The organism is Gilliamella apis, from assembly GCF_030758615.1.
Lineage (GTDB): Bacteria > Pseudomonadota > Gammaproteobacteria > Enterobacterales > Orbaceae > Gilliamella > Gilliamella apis_A.
In genome coordinates, this window is the sequence record NZ_CP132381.1 from 1,114,501 (window position 1) to 1,128,239 (window position 13,739).

Below are 13,739 nucleotides of genomic sequence, written 5' to 3' on the forward strand. Positions count from 1 at the left end.
AGCAGAATTGTAGAAAATAATAAAATGAGTATTGAACAAATTAAAAAAGATGCGATAAGCCAACAACAACATCTATCCGCTATTGTTGCCGATGCTATCAAACAAGCACAAGCTCGGGTCGATTCAGTAGAGGTGTCGATTAATCAATCTACTGGTATTAGTGTCAGTACTAGAGAAGGTGATACTGAAAATGTTGAATTTAATAGTGATGGTGCATTAGGTATAACCGTTTATCAAAATCAACGTAAGGGTAGCGCATCTACTAGTGACTTGTCACCACAGGCGATCAGCCAAACAGTGGATATGGCTATCAATATTATGCAATATACTTCACCTGACTCATGTTCTGGTTTGGGCGATCGAGAGTTTATGGCATTTGATATTCCCGATTTAGATCTTTTTCATCCAAGTGATTTAAATGTTGATAATGCAATAGAACAAGCTAAACAGACGGAACTAACAGCGCTTACTGAGTCTTCATTAATAAGTTGTGATGGTGGTTATTTTAATAGCCGTTATGGTGTTTATGTCTATGGTAATAGTTTAGGAATGTTACAAGGCTACTGTGCCAGTTCGCATTCACTTTCTTGCTCGGTGATTGCTGAGCAAAATGGGCAAATGGAGCGTAATTATGCCTATACTTCGTCTCGGGAGATTAATGAGCTGCAATCACCTGTTTGGGTAGGAAAACAAGCTGCTGAGAAAGCTGTTGCCCATTTAGGTGCTAAACAAATTCCAACCATGCAAGTACCTGTCCTTTTTTGTTCTGAAGTAGCAGTGGGGTTAATAAGGCATTTAGTTGCTGCAATTAGTGGTGGTTCGATTTACCGAAAGTCTTCTTTTTTGTTGGATAGTGTAGGAAAAGCAATTTTTCCCGCTTGGCTGACAATTTTGGAAGACCCATATATTTTAAGAGGAGTAGGTTCTTCACCATTTGACAGTGAAGGGACGAGAACTGTTAAGCGCAATATTATTGAACAAGGTATTTTGCAAACTTATTTATTAAGTAATTATTCAGCCAAAAAACTGGGTTTGAAATCTACTGGACATGCAGGTGGTATACATAATTGGTTAGTCTCACCAAGCCAAACTGATGCTGATTTCACTGCAATGTTAAGAAAACTAGATAAAGGCGTTGTTATTACGTCATTAATGGGACAAGGTGTTAACAATGTGACCGGTGATTATTCGCGTGGAGCTACAGGTTTTTGGGTTGAAAATGGTAAAATCCAATATCCAATTAATGAAATTACCGTTGCCGGTAATCTTAAAGAAATATATCAGAATATTGTAGCGATAGGTAATGATATTGAAACAAGAAGTAATATACAATGTGGTTCAATATTGATTGAGAAAATGAGTATAGCAGGAAAGTAATTAAACATGGGAAAGTTTACTAATAGTGCATTATTCCAAAAAATCATTTTTTGGATGCCTGGGCTGATGAGTTTATTGCATTATAAGCGAGAATATCTCAATTTTGATATTAAAGCTGGATTGTCAGTAGCTGCGGTTTCGTTACCAGTTTCAATAGCATATGCTGAACTGACTGGCGTGGGAGCAATTGCTGGCTTATATTCGACCATCTTGCCACTGATTGTGTATGCACTATTTGGTTCTTCTAAACAATTAATCGTTGGGCCAGATACAGCAACTTGTGCAGTTGTAGCCGCTGTAGTTTTCCCTTTAGCTGCTAATGATCCCGTTTTACGTTGGCAATTAGTTGTATTATTAACCATTATGATTGGTATTTGGTGTCTAATTGCCGGTAAACTTCACCTAGGGGCTTTAGCTGATTTATTAAGCCAACCGATTTTAATTGGTCTTTTAAATGGTATATCAATTACGATTATGGTTGATCAGCTCGCCAAAACATTGGGATTTCAGTATGACTACTCTTATTTGATTGAGCGGATTGTTTATTTTCCTTTAAAGATATCACAAATTCATATATTAACTGCGTTAGTCTCATTTTTTACTTTAGTAATATTGGTAGCTTTAAAAAAATTTAAACCACGTTATCCGGCACCACTGTTTGCGGTCATTATTATGACTTTTTTTTCATGGCTGTTTAATTTTGAACAATATAACGTTCGGATTATTGGTAGCGTGACCAGTGATTTCATTCCAGCAGAATCATGGTTAGATTTTGATAAAGGCTTAATGCGAAATCTAGTCGTTCCTTCTCTTAATATTGCCGTTATCTGTTTTGTTAGTATGATGATAACGGTACGTAGTTTTGCTTCTAAAAATAATTATGAAACCAATGCCGATGTGGAATTTAAAGCATTGGGTATGGCCAACATAGTTGCTGGGTTATCCCAAGGATTTGTTGTTAGTGGTACTTCATCTCGAACAGCTGTTAATGATGCTAATGGCGGTAAAACCCAATTAGTGTCAATCATAGCAGCTGTTTTAATTGGTTTTGTAGTGTTGTTCTTTTTATCTCCATTACAATACATTCCTACCTGCGTATTAGGCGTGATTCTCATCTATTCTTCGTTGTCACTTATTAATTTTCAAACCATTATTCGGTTTTTTAAATTTGATCGCGATGCATTCTATTTAAGTTTAACTACACTTATTTCAGTTTTAGTTATTGGTATTATTCCGGGGATGGCGCTGGCGGTTTTATTAGGATTATTTTTATTTTTACGTCGTGTTTTTAGACCGAATGATCAACTATTAGGTGTTGATGATGGTGGTCGAATTCATTCAATTGGTTCAGATGTCAAACCATTGAGTAATACTATGATTTATCGATTTAATTCGCCACTTACTTATTTTAATATTGCCTATTTTAAGCGTAGAATCATCAATTATATTGATGATTCTGCTGATCCGATCAATTATGTCATTGTCGATGCGATACCTTGTTTTACTTATAAAGATGTTAGTGTGTTGACGGGTATTGATGAATTGGTAAATTCATTAAAAGTTAGAAATGTTGTGCTAATTTTGGCTGGTCGACGCAAAACATTAAAAAATTGGTTTAAACAGATGAATCTTAAATTAGATAGTGATTATATCGAATTTGCTTATGACCTCTATTTTGCTGTGCGATTAGTGCAAAGTAAGGAGCATATGGATAGTAAAGAGGATGAAGAAGTTATTAACTAAACATTAAATAATCATTTTTAATTAACTAAGGGTAATTATGGCTAACATCAAAGATCGTATTAAAATTGAAATGCTTAGTACCGGTGATGAAGTTTTATATGGTCAAATTATTGATACTAATGCTGCATGGTTATCTGATTTTCTGTTTCAAGAAGGTATTATCATTACTTCTCGTCATACAGTAGGGGATAATTTATCAACGCTGATTGATACTTTGCAAGAGCGTAGTTTGCAAAATGACATTTTAATTGTCAATGGTGGATTAGGGCCGACTAGTGATGATCTTAGTGCTCAAGCAGCCGCACTGGCTAATAATGAATCGTTAGTTTTACACGAAGAATGGCTTAAGTCACTTGAGCGTTATTTTCTTAATCGTGGTAGGGCGATGCCTGCAAGTAATATTAAACAAGCTATGTTACCTCAAAGTGCGACGTTAATTGATAATCCTATTGGTACCGCATGCGGTTTTAAAATGAAGGTGAATAATTGTCTATTATTCTTTACTCCAGGTGTGCCTTCTGAATTTAAACAAATGATTAAAAATGAGATTCTCCCCGAGATCAAGTTAAACTACCCGCTGACTGATAGCAAACTTTGTTATCGATTAACAACAATGGGCCGAACTGAAAGCGATTTAGCACAAGAAATTGACGCCATACTCGAGATTCCAGAAAATATCACGATTGGTTATCGTGCTGCAATGCCTATTATTGAATTAAAAGCAACGGGTCCTGAAAGCCAAAGAAGTGAAATGGATAAGCTATGGCAACAAATTAAATCGATTGTTAATGCTAATTTGCTTTATGAAGGTGTATTAAATGAATTAGATGAGTCAGGATTGGCTCATGTGGTATCAAAATTATTGCACGATAAAAATCAATCTGTCGTTATTATTGAACAGCAATCAGCGGGGATTATTAGTTATCAATTGCTCGAAGCTGATGCGCCTGTCATAAAATCAGAGATTGTACCTTTATTATTGGATGATCCGAGCAGTTATTTCACAAAATTATTAAAAGAACAAGGTGCTAATATTGCGATCGGTATTATCAATTTTCAAGAAAAGAATAGTCAATTTACTTTAATTATTGCAACATTAAAAAAAGTATTGCATTTCAACTTAAAGTATATTGGTCGAAGTCAAAGCAAAAGAACGCAGCAACAAGTTTTGGCAGCAATTGCGTTGGATGGCTTACGACGTTACCTTTTAGATATGCCTATAATAGGTGCTAATGTTTGGCTAGAGGTAATGGAATAAATATTTATTATTTTAATTTATCTAAAATAGTGAATTTTGCATAACATAGTAATATTAGTTATGGACAATTCGCTACAAAATTAAGTAGAATAGCGGATCTTTCAATTGAAGCATATAAGTTAAAATATTAGAGGTAAAAATGGCTCGTGTAACTGTCCAAGATGCAGTAGAAAAAATTGGTAATCGCTTTGATCTCGTTTTAGTTGCCGCAAGACGTGCTCGTCAATTACAAGTCGAAAATAAATCGCCACTAATTCCAGAAGAAAACGATAAAGAAACTGTGGTTGCTTTACGCGAAATTGAAGATGGACTTGTCAATAAACAAATTCTTGATACTGCTGAATTCCAAGCTCGTCAAGATGAAGAATCAGAAGTGCGTACAGCCCTTCATGAAACGGTACTTTTAGAAAATACTCCTTCATACGAATAAACATTGCTGAGAATTGCCCATGCAATATTTTGAAAGCTTAAAAGAGGTAGTTGCATCTTATCTTCCTGTCAAGCAAGTTGAATTGATCCAAGCTGCATATCTCTTTGCTAAGCAAGCACATGAAGGGCAATTCCGATGTAGCGGTGAACCATATGTAACCCATCCAGTTGCTGTTGCAGCCATTTTAGCTGATATGCGGCTAGATTATGAAACCATCATCGCTGCACTTTTGCATGATACTATCGAAGATACACCGGTAACCTTCCAAGATATTACGCAGAAATTTGGTAAGCATGTTGCAGTTTTAGTGGAAGGGGTTTCAAAACTTGATAAGTTAAAATTTAGAAATCGACAAGAAGCTCAAGCTGAAAATTTTCGGAAAATGGTTTTAGCCATGACCGAAGATGTGCGAGTAATTTTAATTAAATTAGCTGATAGAACGCATAACATGCGTACTCTTGGTGCTTTAAGACCAGATAAACGTCGCCGTATTGCTAAAGAAACTTTAGAGATTTATGCGCCATTGGCTCATCGTTTAGGCATTCATCATATTAAAACTGAGCTTGAAATACTTGGTTTTACTGCTATGCATCCTAATCGAGCTAAGGTTCTTAAAAAAGTGGTTAAAATTGCTCGAGGTACCAGAAAAGAACTGATCCAACAAATTCTCTCCGAAATACGAAGTCGTCTAGCAGATGCAGGTATTGATGCTCAAGTAGAAGCGCTTGAAAAGAATATCTATGCGATTTATCAGAAGATGCAACTGCGTGAACAACATTTTCATTCAATTATGGATATTTATATTTTCCGAATTGTAGTGGAAGATGTTGATGCTTGTTATCGTGCACTTGGTTTAGTGCATAATTTATATAAGCCACGTCTGAATCGTTTTAAAGATTATATTGCTATTCCTAAAGCTAATGGTTACCAATCATTGCATTCATCATTAATTGGTCCGCATGGTACCCCGGTAGAGGTTCAAATACGAACTGAAGACATGGAACAAATGGCGGAAATGGGCGTTGCTGCGCATTGGATTTATAATGAAAATGATGAGTTAAACAATACCACCACTCAGATTAAAGCCCAACGCTGGATGCAAAGTTTGCTAGAACTTCAGCAAAGTGTTGGTAATTCATTTGAATTTATTGAAAATGTTAAATCAGACCTTTTTCCAAAAGAGATTTATGTTTTTACTCCAAAAGGTCGTATCGTCCAATTACCTGAAGGCTCAACAGCAGTTGATTTAGCTTATGCAGTGCATTCTGATATTGGTTTCCAATGTATTGGTGCGTTAGTTGATCGTAAACCTTATCCGCTTTCTCAACCTTTAAGTAATGGCCAAACTGTCGAAATTATAACTTCGCCAGAAAGTCGTCCTAATGCTAGCTGGCTAAATTTTGTCGTTAGTGCTAAAGCACGATCTCGTATTCGCCAAGCACTAAAAACGTTAAAAAGAGAAGATGCAATTGAGTTAGGGCGTCGTCTACTTAATTTAGCGTTAATTAAATCAGGTGGTATTGAATCATTAACACTCAAACAGAAAGATCGTATTGTTGAGTTAACCAAGTTAACATGCTTTGATGATGTATTAGCCGAAATTGGTCTTGGTAACATCATGTCCCATTTTATTGTTAAAGGTTTAGAACATAAAGCGCTTTTATCTAATCAATCTGATACCAATAAAACCCTAGTTATTACCGGTAGTGAAGGCGTTTTGGTGACCTTTTCAAAATGTTGTCATCCTATTCCTAATGATCCGATTGTTGGCCATGTTAGCCCTGAAAAAGGTTTAACCGTTCATCATGAATCATGTCGCAATATTAGTGGTTATCAAAATAACCCAGAAAAATATATTGCACTTAAGTGGGCACCAAATATTGAACAACTATTTGTTGCTGAGATTTGGATAGATATTATTAATAGTCAAGGCACTTTAGGTCATATTCTTTCGATTATTAATGACGAAAAAGCTCATATTCAGTGGTTGAATACCGAAGAAAAAGATAGGCAAATTTATACAATTATTTTGCAGCTTGAAGTTAAAAACTCACAACAATTAAATGATTTAATTAGAAAGTTATCACTACAACAAGATGTAGTGAGTGTGATGCGTAATATTAATTAATTATCATGTCTGATCGTTTACTAAACCATATACCACTAATCAAATTAGCTGGTATTGGTGCTAGTTTAGAAAGTAAATTCCATGCACTAGGCATTAAAACCATTCAAGATCTGCTATTACATTTTCCTCTCCGTTATGAAGATCGAAGTTCTTCTTGCGCTATCGGTGATGCTACAGTTGGCGAATATACCACTATTGAAGGTCGCATAATTAAAACAGAGATTATTTTTAAGCGTCGTCAAATGCTGTTATGTTATATTCAAGATGATTCTGGAATCGCTATTTTACGTTTTATGCATTTTAATGCAGGTATGAAAGCGTCGATGATAGTAGGAAAATGGATAAGTGCATATGGTGAAATAAAAAGCGGTAAAACTAATTTAGAAATTATTCATCCGCAATTTAAGATCAAAGCGAATAAAGCTGAACAAGCTTCGCTAAGCGATTTAAATGAAGAGCGATTTACACCTATTTATCCTTCTACATATGGATTGACACAAAATGTGATCCGTAAAATGATAAAATCGGCATTAATTTTACTGAAAAACAATTTACCAAATGAAATATTACCTGATTCATTAAGTCAAAATTATTTACCTATTTTAGATGCATTAAATATCATTCATAATCCTTCTATTACGACTGATATTGACCAGTTATTAGTCGGTGAACATCCAGCTATAAAACGTTTTGTATTTGAAGAGTTACTTGCCTATCATTTAAGCATGTTAATGATTAAAAGAGATAATCAAAAGCAACGTGCTTATTCAATGCACAGTAATCAGCGATTGATTCTGCCTTTTCTAGCTTCATTACCATTTAATCCAACGCATGCTCAACAAAGAGTTGTACAAGATATCTACCAAGATATGACAAAACATATTCCAATGATGCGACTAGTGCAAGGAGATGTAGGCTCAGGTAAAACTTTAGTGGCAGCTATGGCAGCCTTAAATGCGATAGAGAATGGTCATCAAGTTGTTTTAATGGCGCCAACCGAAATATTGGCAGAGCAACATTTTAATAATTTTAAACAATGGTTTGAACCATTAGGTATTACTGTAGATTGGCTATCTGGTCGATTAACAGCTAAAAATAAACAGCAGCGATATGAGGCTTTAAAGCAAGGTGAAATAACGATGTTAGTTGGTACCCATGCGGTGTTTGTTGATAAAGTTGAATTTTCCAATTTGGGGCTGGTTATTATTGATGAACAACATCGATTTGGCGTGAATCAACGGTTAAGTTTGTGGGAAAAGGGTATTAAAAATGCCATACATCCACATCAATTAATCATGACAGCAACACCAATACCAAGAACGTTGGCAATGACAGTTTATGCAGATTTGGATGTCTCAATAATTGATGAATTACCTCCAGGACGAACCCCTGTTACCACTGTTGTTATTCCTAATTCCCGTCGAGAAGAAATTATCGACAAGGTTAATCAAGCTTGTTTAAGTCATCGTCAGGTTTATTGGGTTTGTACTTTAGTAGAAGAATCAGAAACTCTGGATGCTCAAGCCGCTGAAATGTTAGTTGAGGAATTGAAAGAAAGGTTACCACACTTAAATATAGCACTTGTCCATGGCAAAATGAAATCTGATGAAAAGCAATCTGTTATGCAGGCTTTCAAAGCGGGAGAGGTTCAACTTTTAGTTGCGACAACGGTTATTGAAGTTGGGGTCGATGTGCCCAATGCAAGCTTAATGATCATTGAAAATGCTGAACGTTTAGGACTTGCTCAACTACATCAATTACGAGGTAGGGTGGGACGCGGCAGTGCAATTTCACATTGTGTGTTAATGTATCAAGCTCCATTAAGTAGAATTGCTCAGGCTCGCATGAGAGTAATGCGTGAAAGCAATGATGGTTTTGTGATTGCCCAAAAAGATCTTGAAATTAGAGGTAGTGGTGAAATTTTAGGTACTAGGCAAATGGGGGAAGCGAATTTTAAGATCGTTGATTTAATCCGTGATCAGCATTTAATTAGCGAGGTGCAAAAAGCATCATATCTTATCTTAAGCGAGTCTCCAGAGTGCGCTAAACAACTTGTTGATTGTTGGCTTCCGGAACGGCAAAAATATATCAATGCTTAATCTTGTTCTTATTGATAAATTGCTTATAGTTTAGAATATTAGTAATTATTGTTTTGTTGAAATCTCTTTTCTTACTAGGATATAACAAAATAGAAAAAAACAATAAAAAAGTGGACTTAGAAAGATGTTCTAGTCCACATCAGTTAGCTTTTTAATTATAAAAATGAACGGTATGGCAGCTCTGGTTCATCTGTAAAAATATCTCTGAATCCGCGATAATGTTGATAGTTCATTTTATGCTTATCAGTTGGATATGTATATTTACCACCAACTTGCCAAAAGAATGGTGTAAATTCATATTCAAGACGATTCTTTTTTCATTCGCCAAAGTACTTCTATTTCACGAGGGTCACTTTGGAAATTAGCCCAAATATCATGATGGAAAGGTATCACGACTTCCGTTTTTAATGATTCTGCTGCACGTAAAATGTCAGAAGATGTCATTTTATCCGTCACCCCTCTAGGGTTTTCTCCATAAGATAGCAATGCAACATCAATTTTGTGATCATTACCATGTTTTGCATAATAATTAGAATAGTGAGAATCCCCAGAATGATAAAGTGAACCACCAGAAGTCTCGAATAGGTAATTTACAGCGCGATCATCCATACTATCTAATATTGATTTGTCAGTAGATGATACACCTTTAGGTAAGGTTACTAATGAAGTTCTATCAAAAGAGTCTAATACGCGAATTGTGATATCACCAACTTCAATGGTTTCTCCTACCTTAGCAACAATACAACGATCCTCAGGAACTCCCCAGCTTTTCCATAGGTCAACACAGGCTTTAGGGCCAATAAATTTTACTTTCGGTGAACAATTTTGAATGACTGCCGCGGCAACGTTAACATCAATATGATCGGCATGGTCATGGGTTGCCATAACTGCATCAATCTCTTTTATTGCAAAAGGATCGAGGACAAATGGGCTAGTCCTTAAATTAGGTTGTAATTCTCTTACTCCTCCCATTCTCATCATTTGATGTTGTTTATTCATGAATGGATTTGCGTGAGTTTTTTTACCTGTACCACACCAAAAATCGACAGAAATATTTGTATTACCTGCAGATTTTAACCAAATTCCAGTACAAGCAAGCCACCACATGGTAAATGTATTTGGTTTAACCTCGGTTGTTTCTATTTCTTCATTAAGCCATGTTCCCCATTCAGGAAATGTATTTAAAATCCATGATTCTCTGGTAATTTCGTTCACTTTACTCATACTTTATTCCTTCTATATTTGCGTTTTTAAACTAAAATCACTTCAGTACCTTGTTCCTTTATCTTTTCAATTACTTCCTTATTTGCTTGTTTACCAGTAATTAAAATATCAATTTTAGTTACTGGGCAAAAAAGCATACCAGAATTAGCTTTAGTATTTATTTTAGAACTATCAACAACGACTACTAATTTTTCAATTTTTTCAAGTATTTGTTGTTCAGCCACCGCTCCTAGTATTTCATTCTTATACAGCCCATTGGGTGTTAATGTTTTACCACTTGTAAACATCCATTTTCCTGCATAAGAATCAGTTATATTTGCTATAGGATTTAGAATAATGTTTTGTGTTTTGTTATATAATCCTCCCATAATGATGACGTTTTCGTGATCATGTTCAATCAAGTAACAAGCTAAAGGAAAGTAGTTGGTAATGATCGAAACATTTTTACCACATAATTCACGACCTAATAAAAATGCTGTTGAACCACAATTAATAACTATATTTTCATCACTTCCACACAATTTTGCCGCTCTTATGGCAATACGTGCTTTTTCATGATAATGATCGGTATTATTATTTCCTATCGGTGCCCAAATTGGTTTTTGTACTTCTATTCGCATAATGCCATTACGAACTTTTTTTACTTTTCCGTCCTGATCGAGTTTTGTAATATCTCGACGGGCTGTCGCTGGTGATATTGCAAAATAAGAAACCAATTCAGTAACTCTTACCATCCCTTTTTCATTAACCATTGCCACTATTTCGTTGTGGCGTGATATTTCGTTCATTGTTCCCTCTTATTAATTTAATATGATTAAATTTGATTGAAAATGATGTTAGTTATCATTTTGCATTTTGTCAATTATTTAAATATCAATATTAATAATCATAAGTTCAATATATTGATAATAATAGTTATATTTTTAGGTTTTGCTTCTGTTTTTTGAAGATAATGTGATGAATGTCACAATTGCTAAGTCAATAAGTTTAGAAAAGTGATCAATATCAAAATAATCATAAACAATCATTGAATGATTATTTTTGATTGTGGAATATAACAAGTGTTATTCAGCGAACTGAATAATATTAAATAGGTTGAAGTTCCATCTATGAGTTTTGCGATAGGTAATTATATAAAAGACATTTGAAGGTTATAGATACCTAAACAATAACGTTAACGTTAGAAATGTCGATAACCAATGAGAGGGACATATGGAAGTAATTTATAACATATTTTATATTTTTTATAGTCAGGTTATGACAAAGGCACCTTTATTATTAGGGTTGGTCACCATGTTAGGTTATTGCCTTTTACGTAAAGATATCACGACTATTTTAAAAGGTACGATTAAAACCATTGTTGGTTTTATGTTATTACAAGTTGGTTCAGGTGTTTTAGTTTCAACTTTTAAACCTGTTATTGCCAAACTTTCAGAATATCATGGTATTACAGGATCAATCATTGATACATATGCTTCTATGGTTGCGGTGGAAAATGGCATGGGTGAACACTATTCATGGGTTGGCTATGCTGTTTTACTGGCATTAGCTATTAATATCCTACTTGTTATTTTTCGTCGTTTAACTGGTATTAGAACGATTATGTTAACTGGCCATATTATGTTTCAACAAGTTGGTTTAATTACACTGTTTTATTTCTTATTTGGCTATAGCATGTGGGAAACCATTATCTATTCATCAATTATCACTGCGTTATATTGGGGAATATTCTCGAATATGATGTTTAAACCTACCGAAGCAGTCACTGGAGGAGCAGGTTTTTCAATAGGCCATCAACAACAGTTTGGTTCATGGATAGCAGTTAAGTTAGCGCCAAAATTAGGGGACAAAAATGATTCTGTTGATAATTTAAAACTACCTAAATGGTTACATATTTTTCACGATAGTATTGCTGCAACTACAATAGTTATGACGATATTTTTCGGAATTATTTTACTTTCATTTGGCTTAGATAACTTACAAACAATGGCTGGATCAACCCATTGGACTATTTATATTTTTGAAACAGGACTTAAATTTGCTGTCGCAATTCAGGTTATTGTTGGTGGTGTAAGAATGTTTGTAGCAGAGTTATCCGAAGCATTTAAAGGCATTTCTGAAAAATTAATTCCGAATGCGGTTCTTGCTATCGATTGTGCTGCTATTTATGCATTTTCTCCTAATGCAATGGTATTCGGTTTTATATGGGGCGCATTAGGTCAATTTTTAGCTATTGCACTATTACTGATTTTTAAATCTCCAATCATGATTATTCCTGGATTTATCCCGATGTTTTTTTCAAATGCAACAATAGGGGTATTCGCTAACCATTTTGGTGGATGGAAAGCAGTAATGAAAATCTGTTTTGTGATGGGAATGATAGAAGTATTGGGTTCGGCGTGGGTAATTAATATTTTTGCTCAACATGGCACACCAATTGATTCATGGATGGGAATGGCTGATTGGGCAATTTTATTTCCTCCAATTTTACAAGGCTTATCTTTCTCTCATTTATTCATTTATTTACTAATCGGACTAGCACTGGTGTATATGTTTTTTGCTGCAAAAAGATTACGAGCAGAAGAAGCATTACAAAAAAATCGACTAGAAGACAACGATGTTAGCCAAGATATTAATGAAGCTGTTGTTGAAAAAATGGATGAAGTAGCAATCAGTGAAGGTCAACCGATACGTATTCTTGCTGTCTGTGGTAGTGGTCAAGGCTCGTCAATGATGATGAAAATGAAAATAGCTAACTATCTAGATAAAAAAGGTATTCCAAATATTATGGATTCATGTGCAGTTACGGATTACAAATCACGATTGCCTAACGTTGACATTATTGTTGCTTCAAAGCATTTAATTCATGAAATTGAAGTTAATGAAGGACAACATGCATTAGGTGTACAAAATATGTTAAATCCACAAACATTTGGCGATGAACTCATCGAGATTATCAATAAAGTTAATGCTAAATAGACAAAATATACTAAAAAGGAGGCTAACATGGCTTTCAAAGAATCATTAATTGAAAATAACTCTATTTTACTAAAAGCAGACGCTAATAATTGGCAAGAGGCGGTGAAGTTAGGTACTGATATGCTTATTGCTTCTAATGCAATTGAATCATCTTACCATGAAGCAATCATTCATTGTGTTAACACAATGGGACCTTACATTATTATTGCTCCAAATCTCGCTATGCCACATGCCAGACCTGAAGATGGTGTAAATCGCACTGCTTTTGCGTTAGTTACCTTGAAAAATCCAATATATTTTGACGGTGAAGTTGCACCTGTTGATGTACTTGTCACGCTTGCTGGCAGTACATCTGATCAGCATATGGAAGGTTTGATGGAAGTGATAAAAATCGTAGAGGATGAAAATAGTGAAACAGGTATTGATTTAGATAAATTAAGATGCTGTAACACGAAAGAAGATGTCTATGCTGTCATCGATCAGGCATTGAATGGAGGTTAA

General features: G+C 34.9%; 9 protein-coding genes and 1 pseudogene. 8 read left to right on the top strand and 2 right to left on the bottom strand.

What is annotated here, in order from left to right; translation table 11 throughout:
• Positions 1 to 24: 24 nt before the first annotated feature.
• The 6 genes from pmbA to recG all read left to right on the top strand — a co-directional run bounded on the left by pmbA (position 25) and on the right by recG (position 9,035).
• Positions 25 to 1,377: a metalloprotease PmbA gene (gene pmbA / locus RAM17_RS05140; protein ID WP_110448247.1), complete on the top strand. Its 1,353-nt coding sequence runs from the start codon at positions 25 to 27 to the stop codon at positions 1,375 to 1,377.
• 6 nt (positions 1,378 to 1,383) lie between these two features.
• Complete coding sequence (locus tag RAM17_RS05145) at positions 1,384 to 3,120, top strand: SulP family inorganic anion transporter (protein ID WP_198199255.1); 1,737 nt, start codon at positions 1,384 to 1,386, stop codon at positions 3,118 to 3,120.
• 37 nt (positions 3,121 to 3,157) lie between these two features.
• Positions 3,158 to 4,378 carry a CinA family nicotinamide mononucleotide deamidase-related protein gene (locus RAM17_RS05150; RefSeq protein WP_110448246.1) on the top strand — a complete coding sequence of 407 codons (1,221 nt, stop codon included), beginning with the start codon at positions 3,158 to 3,160 and terminating at the stop codon, positions 4,376 to 4,378.
• A 139-nt stretch (positions 4,379 to 4,517) separates the two neighbouring features.
• Positions 4,518 to 4,808 (top strand): DNA-directed RNA polymerase subunit omega, encoded by a 291-nt coding sequence (gene rpoZ, locus RAM17_RS05155; protein ID WP_034903119.1) that lies wholly within the window; start codon positions 4,518 to 4,520, stop codon positions 4,806 to 4,808.
• 19 nt (positions 4,809 to 4,827) lie between these two features.
• Positions 4,828 to 6,936, top strand: coding sequence for a bifunctional GTP diphosphokinase/guanosine-3',5'-bis pyrophosphate 3'-pyrophosphohydrolase (gene spoT, locus RAM17_RS05160; RefSeq protein ID WP_110448245.1), 2,109 nt, complete (start codon positions 4,828 to 4,830; stop codon positions 6,934 to 6,936).
• 5 nt (positions 6,937 to 6,941) lie between these two features.
• Positions 6,942 to 9,035: an ATP-dependent DNA helicase RecG gene (gene recG, locus RAM17_RS05165; protein ID WP_110448244.1), complete on the top strand. Its 2,094-nt coding sequence runs from the start codon at positions 6,942 to 6,944 to the stop codon at positions 9,033 to 9,035.
• A 155-nt stretch (positions 9,036 to 9,190) separates the two neighbouring features.
• Here the strand turns inward: recG and ulaG are convergent.
• A pseudogene (gene ulaG / locus RAM17_RS05170) lies at positions 9,191 to 10,259 on the bottom strand (L-ascorbate 6-phosphate lactonase).
• 26 nt (positions 10,260 to 10,285) lie between these two features.
• Positions 10,286 to 11,047, bottom strand: coding sequence for an HTH-type transcriptional regulator UlaR (gene ulaR, locus RAM17_RS05175; RefSeq protein WP_086363484.1), 762 nt, complete (start codon positions 11,045 to 11,047; stop codon positions 10,286 to 10,288).
• Positions 11,048 to 11,516: 469 nt separating this feature from the next.
• On the opposite strand from ulaR, the gene RAM17_RS05180 reads away from it, so the two are divergent.
• Positions 11,517 to 13,238: a PTS ascorbate-specific subunit IIBC gene (locus RAM17_RS05180; protein WP_232350069.1), complete on the top strand. Its 1,722-nt coding sequence runs from the start codon at positions 11,517 to 11,519 to the stop codon at positions 13,236 to 13,238.
• A 27-nt stretch (positions 13,239 to 13,265) separates the two neighbouring features.
• Positions 13,266 to 13,739 (top strand): PTS sugar transporter subunit IIA, encoded by a 474-nt coding sequence (locus RAM17_RS05185; protein WP_110448241.1) that lies wholly within the window; start codon positions 13,266 to 13,268, stop codon positions 13,737 to 13,739.